The sequence below is a fragment of the Pseudomonas sp. AC112 genome (genome assembly GCF_979253545.1).
On the sequence record NZ_CEEDCM010000001.1, the window covers coordinates 4,614,421 to 4,632,770 of the forward strand.

The 18,350-nt window shown below is 61.2% G+C and carries 17 protein-coding genes; 6 read left to right on the forward strand and 11 right to left on the reverse strand.

The annotated features are described in order from the left end of the window. Window positions 1-158: 158 nt before the first annotated feature. Window positions 159-860: a histidine phosphatase family protein gene (locus tag AC0IYN_RS21530; protein ID WP_471843122.1), complete on the reverse strand. Its 702-nt coding sequence runs from the start codon at window positions 858-860 to the stop codon at window positions 159-161. Window positions 861-1,111: 251 nt separating this feature from the next. Here AC0IYN_RS21530 and AC0IYN_RS21535 point away from each other — a divergent pair, with 251 nt between their 5' ends. From AC0IYN_RS21535 to AC0IYN_RS21550, 4 genes are all read left to right on the forward strand, one after another. Further along, entirely contained in the window at window positions 1,112-1,810 is a 699-nt protein-coding gene (locus AC0IYN_RS21535; protein WP_457247494.1) for a glutathione S-transferase N-terminal domain-containing protein, read from the forward strand. Window positions 1,811-1,812: 2 nt separating this feature from the next. Then, a complete protein-coding gene (locus AC0IYN_RS21540) occupies window positions 1,813-2,655 on the forward strand; it encodes a PhzF family phenazine biosynthesis protein (RefSeq protein ID WP_406596291.1) in 843 nt (280 codons plus the stop codon). Window positions 2,656-2,778: 123 nt separating this feature from the next. Next, a complete protein-coding gene (hemB, locus tag AC0IYN_RS21545; protein ID WP_016977356.1) occupies window positions 2,779-3,753 on the forward strand; it encodes a porphobilinogen synthase in 975 nt (324 codons plus the stop codon). 289 nt (window positions 3,754-4,042) lie between these two features. Continuing rightward, window positions 4,043-5,128 carry a DUF1615 domain-containing protein gene (locus AC0IYN_RS21550; RefSeq protein WP_457239921.1) on the forward strand — a complete coding sequence of 362 codons (1,086 nt, stop codon included), beginning with the start codon at window positions 4,043-4,045 and terminating at the stop codon, window positions 5,126-5,128. Between the two features lie 72 nt (window positions 5,129-5,200). On the opposite strand, the gene AC0IYN_RS21555 is transcribed toward AC0IYN_RS21550, so the two are convergent. Beyond that, window positions 5,201-6,064 (reverse strand): DUF4349 domain-containing protein, encoded by an 864-nt coding sequence (locus tag AC0IYN_RS21555; RefSeq protein ID WP_457267515.1) that lies wholly within the window; start codon window positions 6,062-6,064, stop codon window positions 5,201-5,203. Between the two features lie 149 nt (window positions 6,065-6,213). Here AC0IYN_RS21555 and AC0IYN_RS21560 point away from each other — a divergent pair, with 149 nt between their 5' ends. Then, window positions 6,214-6,630, forward strand: a complete 417-nt coding sequence (locus AC0IYN_RS21560; RefSeq protein ID WP_095016884.1) for a PaaI family thioesterase — start codon at window positions 6,214-6,216, stop codon at window positions 6,628-6,630. Between the two features lie 61 nt (window positions 6,631-6,691). Here the strand turns inward: AC0IYN_RS21560 and AC0IYN_RS21565 are convergent, their stop codons facing one another. The 3 genes from AC0IYN_RS21565 to AC0IYN_RS21575 are packed head-to-tail and all read right to left on the reverse strand — an operon-like array spanning window position 6,692 to window position 9,278. Further along, window positions 6,692-7,873, reverse strand: a complete 1,182-nt coding sequence (locus AC0IYN_RS21565; protein ID WP_406596295.1) for an acetyl-CoA C-acetyltransferase — start codon at window positions 7,871-7,873, stop codon at window positions 6,692-6,694. An 11-nt stretch (window positions 7,874-7,884) separates the two neighbouring features. Further along, window positions 7,885-8,544, reverse strand: coding sequence for a CoA transferase subunit B (locus tag AC0IYN_RS21570; protein WP_078047819.1), 660 nt, complete (start codon window positions 8,542-8,544; stop codon window positions 7,885-7,887). A gap of 35 nt (window positions 8,545-8,579) precedes the next feature. Further along, window positions 8,580-9,278: a CoA transferase subunit A gene (locus AC0IYN_RS21575; RefSeq protein WP_010211319.1), complete on the reverse strand. Its 699-nt coding sequence runs from the start codon at window positions 9,276-9,278 to the stop codon at window positions 8,580-8,582. A 133-nt stretch (window positions 9,279-9,411) separates the two neighbouring features. Here AC0IYN_RS21575 and AC0IYN_RS21580 point away from each other — a divergent pair, with 133 nt between their 5' ends. After that, window positions 9,412-10,311: a LysR family transcriptional regulator gene (locus AC0IYN_RS21580; RefSeq protein ID WP_406596296.1), complete on the forward strand. Its 900-nt coding sequence runs from the start codon at window positions 9,412-9,414 to the stop codon at window positions 10,309-10,311. 173 nt (window positions 10,312-10,484) lie between these two features. Here the strand turns inward: AC0IYN_RS21580 and AC0IYN_RS21585 are convergent, their stop codons facing one another. The 6 genes from AC0IYN_RS21585 to AC0IYN_RS21610 all read right to left on the reverse strand — a co-directional run bounded on the left by AC0IYN_RS21585 (window position 10,485) and on the right by AC0IYN_RS21610 (window position 18,246). Beyond that, entirely contained in the window at window positions 10,485-10,814 is a 330-nt protein-coding gene (locus AC0IYN_RS21585) for a hypothetical protein (protein ID WP_016977362.1), read from the reverse strand. A gap of 545 nt (window positions 10,815-11,359) precedes the next feature. Continuing rightward, window positions 11,360-12,205, reverse strand: coding sequence for an NAD-dependent protein deacetylase (locus AC0IYN_RS21590; RefSeq protein ID WP_406596297.1), 846 nt, complete (start codon window positions 12,203-12,205; stop codon window positions 11,360-11,362). Between the two features lie 8 nt (window positions 12,206-12,213). Next, on the reverse strand, window positions 12,214-12,654 hold the full coding sequence (locus AC0IYN_RS21595; RefSeq protein ID WP_406596298.1) for a CBS domain-containing protein: 441 nt from the start codon (window positions 12,652-12,654) through the stop codon (window positions 12,214-12,216). Between the two features lie 131 nt (window positions 12,655-12,785). Further along, a complete protein-coding gene (locus tag AC0IYN_RS21600) occupies window positions 12,786-14,735 on the reverse strand; it encodes a DNA topoisomerase III (protein ID WP_406596299.1) in 1,950 nt (649 codons plus the stop codon). 167 nt (window positions 14,736-14,902) lie between these two features. Then, window positions 14,903-16,525, reverse strand: a complete 1,623-nt coding sequence (locus tag AC0IYN_RS21605) for an MFS transporter (protein ID WP_406596300.1) — start codon at window positions 16,523-16,525, stop codon at window positions 14,903-14,905. Window positions 16,526-16,599: 74 nt separating this feature from the next. Beyond that, window positions 16,600-18,246 (reverse strand): GMC family oxidoreductase, encoded by a 1,647-nt coding sequence (locus AC0IYN_RS21610; RefSeq protein ID WP_457239924.1) that lies wholly within the window; start codon window positions 18,244-18,246, stop codon window positions 16,600-16,602. Window positions 18,247-18,350: the final 104 nt, after the last annotated feature.

The following is an 18,350-nucleotide window of genomic DNA, read 5'->3' on the forward strand; positions in this document are numbered from 1 at the left end:
TTAGGCCGTCTTCGCAGGCAAGCCAGCTCCCACATTTTTGGATCGCAGGGTTACAGTCAGATAGCTGTAATCCCCCAGCGGGAGCAAGCTCCCTCACCACAGCTCCAGCACCGTACCCAACTACCTAAACTCCCAGAAACCCAACCGGCCTTGCGCCTTCAGGAATCTGCGCTCACCTGTGTAGGATCCGGGCAGCTCTCATCACCGTTGTTCAAGCCTTGCTTGTAATTGCGGCTCAGCAGCGAAGCCTTGCCGTTGTGCCAAGTCAGCGTCAGCACATACAGCGTGTCGTAGTCGCTACCGGACCAGTCTTCGGTAATCGTGTGCTTTTCCCCCGAAGCTTCACTCGCCACCTTGTTGATCAACTCAGGCAGGTACCCGTGTGACCAGGCGGTATAGATCGTGGCGTTATGGTACTTGTCTTCCACCAACTCGTCGGCGAGGTCACTCGTGTCGTTGGCCGAAAACTTGATGTTCACCGGCAGGCCCAACTTAATGGCGCTGGGGCTGATGGTCATCAAGGGGCGGATGTAGCTGTAGGAATTGTCCAGCTCGCCTTCTTCCACATTGCGGGTCGGGTTGGCGGCGAAGACGAAATCGGCCTTGCCGAATTTTTCCGGCAGCACCGTGGCCAGGTTCATCCCACGGTTGAGGCCCTGGCAATTGAGTTGGCCCAGGCCGCCAGCGGGTTTTTCCGCGTGGCGCAGGAACACCAGGGTTTGCACGCCGTCCACCTGTTCGGCACGGCTGATGCGCGACTCCAGGGTGAGACCGATGGCGCCGCCGACCAGCAGCAGCGGCAACATGATGTATGAATATCGTTTCAGGCGCAGCGCAAGGCACAGAGGCTTGATTGTCATGAGTGTCGAGTCTTCAGTGCATCGGGTGAGGGCGGACAAGCCCGGCCCCAGTGACGCTACAAGCGTCCTGCGGTGTTCCCTGTCGATATGGCGAGGTGCCTCCGTTCACCGATTGAGCGCACTTAAGAGTGCGCAAGGGCTTATTGGTTCGCCCACGCGGGAGAATAGCCAGCGCTTGTTGCGTATTGATGACCCATGCAGGACATCGCCGGGATGACTATGATGGGGCCTTTCTGCACAGGGATTTCCCGATGAACCCACTCGCTGCATTCCCGATCAACAGCAAATGGCCCGCCCAGCATCCTGAGCGCCTGCAACTGTACTCGCTGCCAACCCCCAACGGGGTAAAAGTGTCGATCATGCTCGAAGAACTGGGCCTGCCCTTTGAAGCGCACAAGGTCAGCTTCGAGACGCAGGACCAGCTATCGCCCGAGTTCCTGTCCCTGAACCCGAACAACAAGATTCCCGCGATCATTGACCCCAATGGCCCCAGCGGCCAGCCGCTGGCGTTGTTCGAGTCTGGCGCGATCCTGATCTACCTGGCGGAGAAAACCAGCCAGTTGCTCTCCGAAGACCCGGCCACGCGTTATGAAACGATCCAGTGGCTGATGTTCCAGATGGGCGGTATCGGACCGATGTTTGGCCAACTGGGGTTCTTCAACAAATTCGCCGGCAAGGCCTACGAAGACAAGCGCCCCCGCGACCGCTACGCCGCCGAATCCCGCCGCCTGCTGGACGTGCTGGAAAAACGCCTGCTGGGCCGTACCTGGATCATGGGCGATGAGTACAGCATCGCCGACATCGCGACCTTCCCGTGGATCCGCAACCTGATCGGCTTCTACGAATCGGGTGACCTGGTGGGTATCGCTGATTTCCCCAATGTACTGCGCGCGCTGGACGGTTTCGTCGCACGGCCGGCGGTGATCCGTGGCCTGAATATTCCGGGTTGAACATGCCGACTTTCGATTTCAAACAGCTCGACGTGTTCAGCCGGGTGCCGCTCAAGGGCAACCCGCTGGCAGTGGTGTTCGGTGCCGACAGCCTGAGCGACCAGCAGATGGCGGATTTTGCCAACTGGACCAACCTCAGCGAAACCACGTTCTTGCTCGCACCCCGCGATCCCAGGGCTGACTACCGGGTGCGCATTTTCACCACCTTGAAGGAATTGCCGTTCGCCGGGCACCCTACGCTGGGCAGTTGTCACGCGTGGCTGCAGGCAGGCGGTATCCCGAAAGGCGAGGAGATCATCCAGGAGTGCGAAATTGGCCTGGTGCGTATCCGCCGTCAAGGTGATGAGCTGGCGTTTATCGCGCCACCGTTGATGCGCTCCGGCCCGGTGGAGGCCGCTGTGATAGAGCGCGTGCGCTTGGCGCTGGGGTTGGCGCCCGACGCGATTGTGCGCAGCCAGTGGGTGGATAACGGCGCGGGCTGGCTGGCAGTGATGCTGGCCGAGCGTAACCAGGTGTTGGACCTGCAGCCGGACTACGCGCAACTGCTCGGCCTGGCCGTGGGCGTGATCGCCCCTTGCGACCCCACCCGCGACGAAGTGGACACGCAATTTGAGGTGCGCGCCTTTATTGCAGGCGACGGCGCCCAGGAAGACCCGGCCACCGGCAGCTTGAACGCCGGGCTTGCGCAATGGTTGCTCGGCGAGGGCCTGGCACCCGAGCGCTACGTGGTCAGCCAAGGCACGGCCATCGGGCGCGCGGGGCGGATTCACGTTGAGCGCCAGGGCGATGAAATCTGGGTCGGTGGCGCCGTGGCGGCGTGCATCGATGGGCGTGTACAGCTCTAGATCAATAAATTGTTACGACCCGCGCAATACACTGTTGGCCCCTCGGCGTTTGTGCTGCGGGGGCCTTGAGGCATAAGCTTTCGCCCCACTATTTTCGTTTTCTGCCATTTTTTCAGGATTGCCATGACCAGCCAGTTCCCCCAAGCCCGCCCACGCCGCCTGCGCCGCTCCCCGGAGCTGCGGGGCTTGTTCCAGGAAAGCGAATTCACCCTCAACGATTTGGTGTTGCCGATCTTCGTCGAAGAAGAAATCGACGACTTCGTGCCGATCACCAGCATGCCGGGCGTATTGCGCATCCCTGAGAAGAAACTGGCCGGCGAGATCGAGCGCTACGCCCGTGCCGGTATCAAGTCGGTGATGACCTTTGGCGTGTCCCACCACCTGGACGCCAGCGGCAGCGACACCTGGAAAGAACGCGGCCTGGTCTCGCGCATGTCCTCGATCATCAAGGACGCCGTGCCTGAGATGATCGTGATGTCCGACACCTGCTTCTGCGAATACACCGACCACGGCCACTGCGGCGTGATGCACGGTGCCCATGTCGACAACGACGCGACCTTGGTCAACCTCGGCAAGCAAGCCGTGGCGGCGGCCCGTGCCGGTGCCGACGTCATCGCCCCGTCGGCGGCGATGGACGGCCAGGTCCAGGCGATTCGCCGTGCCCTGGACGATGCCGGTTTCACCCATATCCCGATCATGGCGTATTCCACCAAGTTCGCCTCGGCCCTCTACGGCCCGTTCCGCGAAGCCGGCGGCAGCGCGCTCAAGGGCGACCGCAAAAGCTACCAGATGAACCCGATGAACCGCCGCGAAGCCGTGCGTGAATCGCTGCTGGACGAGCAGGAGGGCGCGGATGCGCTGATGGTCAAGCCTGCCGGTGCCTACCTCGACATCATCCGTGACATCCGCGAAGCCTCGCGCCTGCCGGTGGCGGCGTATCAGGTGAGCGGCGAGTACGCGATGATCAAATTCGGCGCCCAGGCCGGCGCGATTGATGAGGATCGTGTGGTACGTGAGACCTTGGGCTCGATCAAGCGCGCGGGTGCGGATTTGATCTTCACCTACTTCGCGATGGATCTGGCATTGGCCGGCATCTAAACGTACCTCCACTGTAGGAGCTGGCTTGCCGGCGATAGCATCACCTCGGTGTTACTGAAAGACCGAGGTGCCTGTATCGCCGGCAACCCAGCTCCTACGGTTTTGTGGGGTGTCAGCGCTGTGTGAACGTCAGGTTCAATTCCAACCCCGCAAAGGTTGTCGCAAAGCTGCGGCGCAACCAATTCTGCGTTTTGCGGGTCACTGGCGAGCGCGCAAGGTGGGCGAACCCTGGTTAGACTTACCGGTCGATATCTGCAATGCCCGGCCCGTCGCCACCCAAGGAAGCGCCATGTACCCAAGCCGCCTGATCCTGTGCCTTGCCACTTTACTGGTACTGGCCGGTTGCTCCACCACACGCAACCCGCAACAGCCGGAGCGCAGCGAGGCTGAGGTGAAGGCGCAGATTGTGCGCCTGCTGCCGGCCAAGGTGCCGGACCGCAATGGCTGGGCCCAGGACATCTACACCGCCTTCGACACCCAGAAAATCTACCCCAGCACGGAAAATATCTGTGCGGTGCTGGCGGTCACCGAGCAGGAGTCCACCTACCAGGTCGACCCGCCTGTGCCGAACATGGGCAAGATCGCCCAGGACGAGATCCTGCGGCGCGCCGGGAAAATCCACGTGCCGGCCTTTGTCGTGCGCAGCGCGCTGCAACTGCGCTCGCCCACCGGCAAGACCTACGCCGACCGCCTGAGCGCGGCGCGCACGGAGAAGGACCTGAGCGGCATCTTCGACGACTTCATCAGCATGGTGCCCCTGGGCAACACGCTGTTTGGCGGGTTCAACCCGGTGCACACCGCCGGCCCGATGCAGGTGAGTATCGAGTTTGCGCAGAAACAGGCACGGGGTTATCCCTACACGGTGGACGGCAGTATTCGCCGCGAAGTGTTCACCCGCCGGGGCGGCATGTACTTCGGCATCGCGCATTTGCTCGGCTATCCGGTTAACTATGACCAGCCGTTGTATCGCTTTGCCGACTTCAATGCCGGCTGGTACGCCAGCCGCAATGCCGCGTTCCAGGCTGCCGTCAGCCGTGCCTCGGGCACCGACCTGGCCTTGGATGGGGATCTGATTCGCTACGGTTCACTGCTGCCGGGCACTACCGAGTTGGCGGTGCGTTCATTGGGTGCGAAGCTGGACATGCGCAACCCCAGCATCCGCAGCCAGTTGGAGCAAGGCGAGCAACTGGACTTTGAAGACACCACCCTCTACAAGCGCGTGTTTGCCCTGGCCGACAAGGTGGCGGGCAAGCCGATGCCGCGGGCGATCCTGCCGGGCATCGTGCTCAAGAGCCCCAAAATCACCCGCAATCTCACTACCGCCTGGTTCGCCAAGCGGGTGGATGAACGTTATCAGCGGTGCATGAAGCGCTGATCAGCTTTGTGGTGAGCGGGCTTGCCCCGCGCTGGGGTGCGTAGCAGCCCCAATCAAAGACACTGAGGACTTTCAGGTGTCACTCTGCGGCTCATTCTGGGGGTGCTTCGCACCCCAGCGCGGGGCAAGCCCGCTCACCATAGGGCGGCTCTTCACAACAAAGCGGCGCCACAGCCACACCCACAACCACACCACCGGAAACGCCAGGATCACGAACGGCAGTACATAGGCCGACCGCTCCAGGGCGTCGGCAGTGCCGTCCACCAGGTTGTCGCCCAAGCTGCTGAACATGCGGCTGAACCTCGACTGCTGGTTTGCACCATCGGAGGAGCGGAAGTTCAGGGTCACACGGTTGGTATCGAGGCGGCGTTGCTGGCCGGCGGCAACCTGTGCCAGTTCCTGCAGTTCGTTTTCAATGCCCGCCTGTTCCTTGCTTAAGGCAATCAGGTCACTGACGGTGATGTCCTTGCGTTTGGCCAGTTCGTCGAGGCGTTGCTGCTGGGCTTGCAGACGGTCCTGGCGACGGCGCACATCGGCAACGGCATCGGCCAGGTCTTCGGCTGTGGTGATGCGCTGGCCGAGTTTGCCACCTTCAGCGGCCATCGTGACCATCGGCTCCACGCCGGTCGGCGCGATGCGCAGGATGATCTGGCCGCCGCTGTCGTTTTCGGTGATGCCGAGGATATTGCAGGCGCCAAAACGCGCGGTCTCGCAGGCTTCGCGAGTGGCCTGCATGCGCGGTGAAAGCAAGGCGCCGGGAAGGGCCAGACTCAGTTCGTGTTCGTAGGCCAATTGCGCGCCGGCACGGCTTTGTTCGCCGTTGATCACCCGCGTGCGCGAGTGGTCACTGGGCGAGCAGCCAACCAGGGCCAAGCCGGCCAGCAGTGTCAAAAGAGGGGCACGAAGTGCGGGGGATTTGCCGTCCGGATGGCGCATTGCAGTTCCTTGAGGGAGTTGATGCGGCGATTAAAGCGGGTCTGGTGGATTAACGCAAAGCATCGCGGGGGATTTGCGCGGTGGATGGTAATGGCCGCTGCTTGCGGCCAGGCGTACATCTCAACCTTCACTCCAGGGAAGAATCCGCCATGATCACTCACGCCGTACCTGAAGGTTTTGTTTCATTGCCCCGCAGCAGTCCATTGCTGGATCTGCTCGGCCCGGCGTATTGCCGGGGGGAGGGCCTGCAACTGGAAATCGGCCTGCGCGCCGACAATCGCCACGCCAATGGCCGCGGCACCGTGCATGGCGGGGTATTGGCGACCCTGGCGGACATCGGCATGGGTTACGCAATGGCGTTTTCCAGCGAGCCGCCATTGCCGTTGATTACCGCGAGCATGACCTTGGATTACCTGGGCGCGGTGCAGGTGGGGGAGTGGATTGTGGTACGCCTGGAACATCACAAACGCGGGCGGCAGATGGCGTTTGCCACGGTGAGCCTGCAGGTGGGGGAGAAGGTGGTGGCGCGGGCGAATGCGGTGTTTGCGGTGCCGCAACCTCAGTGAAAACAATAAAGAAAAGGCCTGGTTTTCGTGGAACCAGGCCTTTTCCGTGTTGCTCTTTGAATCAGATGCGTTCGAGGGCGAGGGCTACACCCTGGCCGCCGCCGATGCACAGGGTCGCCAGGCCTTTCTTGGCATCGCGCTTGATCATTTCATGCAGCAGCGTCACCAGCACGCGGCAGCCTGAGGCACCGATCGGGTGGCCAATGGCGATGGCGCCGCCGTTGACGTTGACCTTATCGGCGTCCCATTCCAGCTCTTTGCCCACTGCCAGGGATTGCGCGGCGAAGGCTTCGTTGGCTTCGATCAGGTCCAGGTCGCCCAGGCTCCAGCCGGCTTTGTCCAGGCAACGGCGGGTGGCCGAGACCGGGCCAATGCCCATGATGGCGGGGTCGACGCCGGCGTTGGCATAGCTGGCGATACGTGCCAGCACTGGCAAACCGAGGGCCTTGGCTTTGTCGGCACTCATCAGCAGCACCGCAGCGGCGCCGTCGTTGAGGCTGGAAGCGTTGCCGGCGGTGACGCTGCCGTCTTTCTTGAACGCTGGTTTGAGCTTGGCCAGTGACTCGGCAGTGGTGCCGGCGCGTGGCTGTTCATCCACGGCGAAGGCCACTGGATCGCCTTTGCGCTGGGGAATCAGGATGGGCGTGATTTCATCGACAAAACGCCCGGCCTCGATGGCGGCGGCGGCTTTTTGCTGGGACGCCGCGGCGAACGCGTCCTGGGCTTCACGGCTGATGCCGTACTTGTCCACCAGGTTCTCGGCGGTGATGCCCATGTGGTAATCGTTGAACGCGTCCCACAGACCGTCGGTGATCATGCTGTCGACCATCTTGGCGTGGCCCATGCGCAAACCGGTGCGCGCGGCGGGCAGCACGTACGGAGCCAGGCTCATGTTCTCCATGCCGCCGGCGATGATCACCTCGGCGTCACCGCAACGGATGGCCTGGGCGCCCAGGTGCAGGGCCTTGAGGCCCGAGCCGCAGACTTTGTTCAAGGTCAGGCTCGGCACAGCATGAGGCAGGCCGGCAAGGATCGAAGCCTGGCGCGCCGGGTTCTGGCCGCTGCCTGCGGTGAGCACTTGGCCGAGGATCACTTCATCCACTTCGGCGGGGTCAAGGCCGGTCTGTTCCAACAGGCGACGGATTACGGCAGCGCCCAGTTCCGGTGCCGGAATGTTCGCCAGCGAACCCTGGAAGCTGCCCACGGCGGTGCGGGTAGCAGCAACAATCACGACGTCTTGCATGGAATCTGTCCTCACTGGAAGTGCATTTCTGGAACGTGGTCCGGGACGATCAGTTTACCGGCGGTCTTGCTCACAATCTCTTCAACGCTGACGCCAGGTGCGCGTTCCTTGAGGACAAAAGCGCCATTTTCGATTTCCAGGTACGCCAGGTCCGTCAGCACGCGCTTGATGCAGTTGGCACCGGTCAGCGGCAGGCTGCACTGGCTGAGCAACTTGGACTCACCATCCTTGGAGGCGTGGGTCATAATCACGATGATGTTTTCCGCACCGGCCACCAAGTCCATGGCGCCGCCCATGCCTTTGACCAGCTTGCCGGGGATCATCCATGAGGCGATGTTGCCTTGTACGTCTACTTCAAACGCGCCAAGCACAGTGAGGTCGACGTGGCCGCCACGGATCATCGCGAAGGACTCGGCGGAGGAAAAGATCGACGCGCCGATGCGCGCGGTCACGGTCTGCTTGCCGGCGTTGATCATGTCGGCATCAATGGTCTCTTCGGTCGGGAACGGTCCCATGCCCAGCAGGCCGTTTTCCGATTGCAGCATCACTTCCATGCCTTCGGGGATGTAGTTGGCCACCAGGGTCGGAATGCCGATGCCTAGGTTGACGTAGTAACCGTCCTGCATTTCGCGGGCGACGCGTTGAGCCATTTGTTCGCGGGTAAGAGCCATTTTTATGTGTCCTTATTGTTCGGGCTGGGGGCGGATTATTTGCGCACGGTGCGCTGTTCGATGCGCTTCTCGAACGTGCCGCAGATGATCCGGTCGACGTAGATACCAGGGGTGTGGATCTGCGCCGGGTCCAGCTCGCCCGGTTCGACGATTTCCTCGACTTCGACCACGGTGATCTTGCCGGCGGTGGCGGCCAGCGGGTTGAAGTTCTGGGCGGTGTGGCGGTAGATGACGTTGCCGAAGTGGTCGGCTTTCCAGCCTTTGACAATGGCGAAGTCGCCGGTGATGGATTCTTCCATCAGGTACGGACGACCGTTGAATTCGCGGGTCTCCTTGCCTTCGGCGACTGGGGTGCCGACGCCGGTGGCGGTAAAGAAAGCCGGGATGCCGGCACCGCCAGCGCGCATTTTTTCGGCCAGGGTGCCTTGGGGGGTCAGCACCACTTCGATTTCGCCGCTGAGCAACTGCTTCTCGAACAGCGCGTTTTCGCCGACGTAGGACGCGATTACCTTGCTGATCTGCTTCTCTTCGAGCAGCACGCCCAGGCCAAAGCCGTCGACGCCGCAGTTGTTGGAGACCACGGTCAGGTCGCGGGTGCCTTTGCGCTTGATCTCGGCGATGAGGTTTTCCGGAATACCGCACAGGCCAAAGCCACCGGAAAGCACGGTCATGCCGTCTTCCAGGCCTGCCAGCGCTTCTTCATAGGACGCCACGCGTTTATCGAAACCTGCCATATGCACCTCTTTTATTGTTTGTGGGCCAGCCAATGGACCGAGTGTTGCTCCGTCGGATTGATTTGTTAAGTTGTTTTTTAAGGTTGATTGATTTAAAAAACAGCATAGTTGCCTAGCCGTTTGGAGACGCGCCATGACAGTCAAACAGATGCGGGCGTTTCTCGCCGTGGCCCAGAGCCTGAGTTTTGCCGCCGCCTGCGAGCGCCTGCACCTTTCCCAGTCGGCGCTGAGCCTGACCATCAAGGGCCTGGAAGAAGGCCTGGGCGGGCGCCTGTTCAGCCGCAATACGCGCAATGTCGCGCTGACTCCTGAAGGTGAATCCCTGCTGCCCCTGGCTCGCCGGTTGATTGCCGATTGGGACAATGCCGAGGACGAACTGCGCCAGCGCTTCACCCTGCAGCGTGGGCGGGTCACGGTGGCGGCGATGCCCTCGTTTGCGGGCAACCTGTTGCCACCGATCCTGAAGATATTCCGTGCCCGGTACCCGCAGGTGAATGTCACGGTGCATGACTTGATCAACGAGCAAGTGCTGGAGATGGTGCGCGACCGCCAGGTAGAACTGGGCGTGGCGTTCGAGCCATCAGACGGGTCATCTTTGGCGTTCACCCCGTTGTACCTGGACCGCTTCATTGCCGTGGTGCCCGGTGATTCGCCGTTGGCCGAGTGTGCCGAAATCGATTGGAAAACCTTGCTGGAGCAGCCATTCATCACCTTGCAACGGCCGTCCACGGTAAGGGTGATGCTGGAGGAACACCTGGGCGCGCTACAGATGAAGCTACCGGTCGCTTTGGAAAGCCATCAATTGGCGACAGTCGGCAAGATGGTTGCCAGCGGCCTGGGCGTCAGCGCGGTGCCGGCGTTGTGCGCGCAGCAGATGGAAGAGGCGGGCGCCCACTGCATTACCTTGACCGACCCGGTCATCGAGCGCCCCATTGGCGTGCTGACCAAGCCGGGACATGAACTGTCGGCGGCGGCACAGGTGCTGTTTGATATTTTCCGCGACGAAGCCGCAAAAGGTCGCTTCCCACTCTGACCCCTGTAGGAGCCGGCTTGCCGGCGATAGCGGTCCTGTGTCTGGCCGTACAACCAAGAAAGGCATGGCCGGCAAGCCGGCGCCTACAAAGTTATGTGGACAGTAAAAGAATGATGGCAATAAAAAAGCCCGCTCGGCTAACCGAGCGGACTTAATAAGCTAATTAGTATTTATCAGCAGTATCTATCAATCACTTTAACGTGCGATTGGCCCTTGAGGTTCTGCCATTCGGTATTAAGTGTGTGGAAGACCTGCTCGATAAAGTTGCGATCGGCCGCCGCTTTCTTGCCGACATAACCCTGGCCGCGGCGGTACATCTTCAGGCGCGCCGCCAGTTCGCGGTTATTGCGGTCGAACTCGGCTTCTTCGGTGTGGGGCGCCAGGCAGTCAATTTGGACTTCGCCCGATTTGCCAATCCACAGGATATGGTCGTCGAGTGTGTCTTTCTGCGCTGCGAACATCTCAGCCAATTCATCGATAGTTGGTTGGTTGTTCAGATTCATATGTAAGCCCCTTGACCAGTTGGCGATCTATCAGTTGATTCATTAATACTGCTTAGTTGTCTCCGGTTCCGAAAACCGGGCGTCAGCGTCTGTCTGCCGAATACGGGCAGGGTCTTGAACCTGATGCATGTAGTCTTGCTGATGAACTGCTACGCAATGCTTTCATAACGAAGACAAGCCGCATTTGAGCGCCTTGTACCGAGCCCTTCGGGCCGGTCAGCTTCATCAATCCGCCTTGTGGGCAGTGCACATCCGGAAAAAACAGCTCGGCGGTCAGACGAGCTTGTTCAAAACACGTGTTGCCAACGCTCCCGATCCGGGAGACGTCTCGATAATGCAAGGACAAAAACGTTACGTCAACGGTTATGTAGTGATTATTTTTGCTCACTACATAAATTGCCGTGGGGACGGGAGAATGCGGGAAAACGTGACTTGGGCGTCATTTTCTGGAGGGGTGAGTCGTAGAGCCGAGAGGACGAATTCAACACAAAACACTGTAGGAGCCGGCTTGCCGGCGATAACGGTTTTAATCCGTGGTGAATGGGTTATTGCAAACGATCGGTCAACAGCGGCAACAGTCGCTCGCACGACGCCTCGATCTTCACTTGCAACAGCTCATCCCCGCGAGTCTTGCCCAGGTTGATGGCAATCACGGGCTTGCCCTGTTCGACCATGGCTTTGCACAGGCGAAACGCCGAATAAGCCATCAGCGATGAGCCCACTACCAGCAACCCCTCGGCATGCTCAACCGCATTCATTGCCCTGGCGGCTGTCGCCGGCGCCACGTTCTCGCCAAAAAACACTACGTCGGGCTTCAAGCGCTCGCCATTGCAATGGGGGCAGCGGGGAACCTGGAAATGTTCTTCAAACGCAGGATCGAGCAAGGTATCGCCATCCGGTGCCTGCACCGCATGCACCTGCGCTAGGTAGGGGTTGTCGATTTCCATCTGCCGCTGGATCACACCGCGCTCGCTGCGCAGCTGGCAATCCAGGCACAGCACCCGGTGCAGGCTGCCGTGCAGTTCGATCACATCATGGCTGCCGGCCTGGTCATGCAGGGTGTCGACGTTTTGCGTGATCAGCCCGCTGATACGCCCACGTTGCTGCAACGTCGCCAGCGCCAGGTGCGCCTGGTTCGGTTGCGCGATACGTACCCTCGGCCACCCCAGCATTGCCCGGGCCCAATAACGGCGCCGTGCCTGCGGGGTGGCGAGGAATTCCTGGTACATCATTGGCGCCTTGCCTCGACGCACGCCTTCACTGTCGCGGTAATCGGGAATGCCCGAGGATGTGCTGATCCCCGCACCGGTCAGCACCAGGAAGCGCCGTCCGGCCATGGCCCGTTGCAGGGTGTCGAGGTGGTCTTCTTGATGTTCCAGCGTATCGAGCATGTGTTCCCCTATTCGCCGCGGATGTACTGCTCCAGTTGTCTGATCAGGTCCGCCTGGTCGGCAATGGCTTCTTTCACCAGGTCGCCGATGGACAGCAGGCCCAGCAGTTTGCCGTCTTCGACCACGGGCAGGTGGCGCAGGTGACTGTCGGTCATGATGTTCATGCACTCATCGACTTTTTTATGGGTGTCGACGGTGATGACTGGAGAGCTCATTACCTCATGGACCTTGGTGGTGACCGATGACAGCCCCTTGAGCATGATTTTGCGTGCGTAATCTCGTTCGCTGATGATGCCCACCACCACGCCATCCTGTACGACCGGCAAGGCCCCGACGTTTTTCTCCGACATCCGGACCAGTGCTTCAAACACGGTATGGTCATGCTTGATGGTATGGACGTCCTGGTTTTTCTGGTCCTTGGCTTTGAGCACTTGTGCAACGGTTTTCATGGCGGCCACTCCGGTATTGTTATTGGTGAGTCAGGGTCCCCTTACAGAATCCTAGACGGCCCACGCTGGGGCAAGGTCCAAAGCGGCGTCAAACCCGTCGAAAAACGTCATTCGCCGGATTTTTTCGCTGCTTACCCAGCATTTGTCGGCTTTTTAGCGCGCTTGGGGCTGGCTGCCGTTTTGCGTGGCGCGCTTTTACGTTTGTTTTTCCACGGCGTGGCACCTCGACCTGCCGGGCTGGCCGGGCCGCTGATGGTCATGCGCATGCCATTGCAGCGCGCCACTTGCTTGCTCATCCAGGCCGCCTGTTTGGCGACGAATTCTTCCAGGCTCATTTCGCCACTTTGCACCATGTCCAGGGCCTGCTCCCAGATTGCGGTGGTGCCGGGGTCGGCGATGGCACGGGGCACCGCGTCGATCAGGCTGAATGCCGCCGGTGTGGCCGACAGTGCCTTGCCGTTCTTCACCAGGTAACCACGGTCCAGCAGGCCCTGGATAATGCCGGCGCGAGTGGCCTCGGTGCCGATGCCGGTGGTGTCCTTGAGCTTTTGCTTGAGCAGCGGGTCTTCCACCAGCTTGGCGACGTTCTTCATGGCCTTGATCAGGTCGCCTTCGGTAAAGGGCTTGGGCGGTTGGGTCCACAGGTCCTTGAGGTTGACCTTGGCCACCGCGTAGTCCTGGCCCTGCGCCAATGTCGGCAGCGCCTGGGGGGCGGGGGCTTCGCGCCCCTTGGCCGGCGCCAGGGCTTCGGGCAAGGCGCGTTTCCAGCCTGGCTCGATCACTACCTTGCCCACCGCGCGTAACGCTTGGCCTGCACACTCAAAATCTGCCTGGGTGCGATCGTACTCATGGTTGGGCAGGAATTGCGCCAGGTAGCGCGCACGAATCAGGGTGTAGACCGCACGATGCTTACCGGTGAGCTGCCCGACATCCTTGCCGGCGCCGGTAGGGATGATGCCGTGGTGGGCGCTGACCTTGGCGTCGTTCCACGCCCGTGAGCGGCGTTGCGGGTCGATATGTGGCATCAGTTCGTTTACGGCTGCATCAGCGCGCCCCAGCGCAGCAAGAATCTTCGGTGCGTCACTGTGCTGGCTCAGTGGCAGGTAGCCGCAATCGCTACGGGGGTAGGTGATGGCTTTGTGGGTTTCATACAGCGACTGGGCGATATCCAGGGTTTCCTGCGCGCCGAGTCCCAGTTTCTTCGAGCAGATTTCCTGCAGGGTGCCCAGGTCAAAGGGCAGGGGAGCGACTTCGCGCATGCGCTCGGTACGCAGTTTCACCAGCCGTGCGGTAGCGGCATTGGCCATGGCATCGGCTGCGTCACGCGCCAGTTGCGGGTTGAGGCAACGGCCCTGGTCATCACACGCATCCTCGGCTGCGCGCCATTGGGCGGTGAAGGTGATGCGGTCGTGGCGCAAGTCGACATCGATAGCCCAGTAAGCCACCGGCACGAAATCGGCAATGCTGCGGTCGCGGTCCACCACCAGGCGCAGGGTTGGTGTTTGCACACGGCCTACGGGCAATACGCCCTGGTAGCCGGATTGACGCCCGAGCAGGGTAAACAGACGGCTCATGTTCATGCCGATCAACCAGTCGGCGCGAGAGCGACCCAGGGCCGAGTGATACAAGCTGAAGGTCTCGGCGCCGGGCTTGAGGGCTGCCAGGGCCTTGCGAATGGAGGCATCGTCGAGGGCCGACAGCCACAGCCGCTGGATCGGCCCGCGATAGCGGCAATGCTCCACCAACTCGCGCGCAATCATCTCGCCTTCGCGGTCGGCGTCGGTGGCGATCACCAGTTCCTGGGCTTCCCCCAGCAGGCGCTTGACCGCCTTGAACTGGCTGGCGGTCTTGGGCTTGACCCGCATTTTCCATTTTTCCGGGACGATGGGCAGGTCGGCCAGCACCCAGCGTTTGTACTTGGCGTCGTAGGCGTCAGGTGGGGCGGTTTCGAGCAGGTGGCCGATGCACCAGGTGACCGTGACCCCGTTGCCCAGCCAGCACCCGTCGCCACGGCGGCTGGCGCCGAGCACGGCCGCGATATCCTTGGCTTGGGAGGGTTTTTCACAGAGGTACAGCCGCATGGTCATCACATCAGATTGGGTTGATGCCTTGCAGAATGCTCAGTTGGAGGGCTTTGATCAACCATTATCTGTATGGATGTACAGCAATTTGTGTGGCGCCATGAAATGACTGTGGGAGCGGGCAAGCCCGCTCCCACAGGGGGATCTCCAGTGTTCAGGAGATCGGGTCAGTTGTTATCGATATCCACGTGCCGTGTTTCTTTCAGGCAGAACATCCCCACGATCAGGCTTACCCCGGTCACTACCACCGGGTACCACAGGCCGTAGAAGATATCGCCGGTGTACACCACCAAGGCAAACGATACGGTCGGCAGGAACCCGCCAAACCAACCGTTACCGATGTGGTAGGGCAGGGACATCGAGGTGTAGCGGATGCGCGTCGGGAACAGTTCCACCATCAGCGCCGCCAGCGGGCCGTAGCACATGGCGGCAATCAGGATCAGCGCCACGATCAGCACCACCACCATGGTCTTGTTGACCTGCGCCACATCCGCCGAAGACGGGTAGCCGGCCAGGGTCACGGCGCCGCGCAGGGCTTTTTCGTCGAACCCGTCGATACGCACGTCGCCCACACTCACTTGCACCGGGCTGCCGGCAGGTGCGGCGGCGCTGCTGTAGGGCAGGCCTTGCTTGACCAGGAAGGTCTTGACCTTGTCGCACGGGCTGTCGAATTTGGCCTTGCCCACCGGATCGAACTGGAAGGTGCAAGTGGCCGGGTCGGCCAGCACGGTGATCGGGGCCTGGTGACTGGCCTGGTCCATCGCCGGGTTGGTGTAGTGCGCCAGGCTCTTGAAGATCGGGAAGTACAGCGCGGTCGCCAGCAGCAGGCCGAGCATCAGCACCGGCTTGCGGCCCACCTTGTCCGACAGCCAGCCGAAGAAGATGAAGAACGGCGCGCCAATGACCACGCTGATGATCAACAGCATGTTGGCCAAAGCCGGGTCCATTTTCAGGAACTGGGTGAGGAAGAACAGCACATAGAACTGCGCCGCGTAGAAGGTCACCGCCTGGCCGCCGTTGATACTGAACAGGGCGATCAGCACGATCTTGAGGTTTTCCCATTTGCCGAATGAATCGCGGATTGGCGACTTGCTGGCCTTGCCTTCCTCTTTCATTTTCAGGAACGCCGGCGATTCATGCAGGCTCATGCGGATCCAGGTGGAAATACCCAGCAGCACGATGGAGAACAGGAACGGAATGCGCCAGCCCCACACTTCGAACTGGTCACCGGTGAAGTAACGGCAGGCCAGCACCACCAGCAACGACAGCAGCAGGCCGAGGGTCGCGGTGGATTGAATCCAACTGGTGTGGAAGCCGCGTTTGCCGGCGGGCGCATGTTCCGCCACGTAGGTCGCTGCGCCGCCATATTCACCGCCCAGCGCCAGGCCTTGCAGCATGCGCAGTACGATCAGGATGATCGGCGCGGCAATGCCGATGCTGGCGTAGGTCGGCAACAGCCCGACGCAGAAGGTCGCCACGCCCATCAGGATGATGGTGACCAAAAAGGTGTATTTGCGCCCGATCATGTCGCCCAGTCGGCCAAACACCAGCGCGCCGAACGGCCGCACTACAAAGCCGGCCGCAAAGGCCATCAGGGCAAAGATGAACGCCGTGGTGTCGTTGACCCCGGCAAAGAACTGCTTGCTGATCACCGCCGCCAGGGCGCCGTAGAGGAAAAAGTCATACCACTCGAACACCGTCCCCAGGGACGAGGCGAAGATGACCTTCTTTGAGTCGTTGCGGGTGCTCGCGTCCATAGACGCGCCCAGGGGTTGAGCATGTTCTGACATCGGGTAGCCCTCACAGTGATTATTTATTGTTGTTCCACTGTCGGCGCCAACCTCAGCGCCGGTTGTCCTACAGGTCAAGCGGGTGCGGTCATTTCTCTCTCGGGGGCAAGGTTCCTTGTATTCGGCGAAAGGATCAGCTGCGCGGCTTTCTCCGCGATCATCAGCGTAGGCGAACAGGTGTTGCCGGACGTGATGCGCGGCATGATCGATGCGTCGGCAATGCGCAATCCGGGCACGCCATGCACCCGCAGTTGAGCATCGACCACCGCGTCTTTATCGCTGCCCATGCGGCATGTGCCGACCGGGTGGAAGATCGTCGTCCCGATACGCGCGGCGGCTTCGTGCAATTGCTCTTCGGACTGCAGCGAATCGCCCGGCAGGTATTCCACCGGTTTGAACTGGGCCAGGGCCGGTGCGCCCACGATGCGGCGGGTCAGGCGGATTGCATCAGCGGCCACGCGCAGGTCTTCCGGGTGGCTGAGGTAGTTGGGGCGGATCAACGGTGCGTCCGCCAGGTTGGCTGAGCGAATGTCGACACGCCCGCGACTTTGCGGGCGCAGGTCGCAGACCGATGCGGTAAAGGCCGGGAACCCATGCAAGGGTTCGCCAAAACGCTCCAGGGACAACGGCTGCACGTGGTATTCGAGGTTGGCCGAGGCCTGTTCCGGCCCCGAGCGAGCAAACGCGCCAAGCTGGCTGGGCGCCATCGACAGCGGGCCGCTGCGGTCATACAGGTAGCGCAGGCCCATGCCCATCTTGCCCCACAGGGTGCCGGCGATCTGGTTGAGGGTGCGGGCGTTTTCCAGTTTGTAGATCAGGCGCAGCTGGAGGTGATCCTGCAGGTTGCCGCCAACGCCCGGCAACTCGTGCACCACATCGATGCCCAGCGGCTTGAGCACGCTGGAAGGACCGATCCCCGAGCGCTGCAGAATGCCCGGCGAACCCACGGAGCCGGCGCACAGCACGATTTCCTTGCGCGCCTTCCAGCTCACCTGCTGGCCCTGCTGGCGCGCGATCACCTGGGAAGCGCGGCCGTTTTCCAACAGGACGCGGTCCACGTCCACCTCGGTCAATACGGTGAGATTGGGGCGTTGGCGGACTGGCTTGAGAAACGCCTTGGCCGCGTTCCAGCGGACCCCGGCCTTCTGATTGACCTGGAAGTAGCCGCAGCCTTCGTTATCGCCTCTGTTGAAGTCATTGATCGTGGCAATGCCGCTTTGCGCTGCCGCGTCACGAAACGCATCGAGGATCGGCCAGTGCAGGCGCTGTTGCTCAACCCGCCATTCACCGCCGTCGCTATGGAACTCCGAGCTGCCGGCAAAGTGGTTTTCGCTTTGCTTGAACAGCGGCAGTACGTCTTTCCAGGCCCAGCCGTCATTGCCTTCTGCCGCCCAGTCGTCGTAATCCCGGGCCTGGCCGCGCATGTAGATCATGCCGTTGATTGACGAGCAACCGCCCAGCACCTTGCCGCGTGGGTAACTTAGTGCACGGCCTTGCAGGCCTTCCTGGGCTTCAGTCTTGAAGCACCAGTCGGTGCGCGGGTTGCCGATGCAGAACAGGTAGCCGACGGGAATATGGATCCAGGGGTAGTTATCGCGGCCGCCAGCTTCAAGCAGCAGCACGCGATGGGCGGGGTTGGCGGACAGTCGATTAGCCAGCAGGCAGCCCGCGGGGCCGGCCCCTACGACGATGTAATCGTATTCAGCAGTAGCAATGGGCATCTGAGGCCTCGCTTGTTTTTCTTATTGGCTCCATCCTAGTTGTTAGTTTTCGTCTTAAAAATGTTAGTTTTTACCCAGCTGCTGTGCGTTTTTAAACAGCGTGG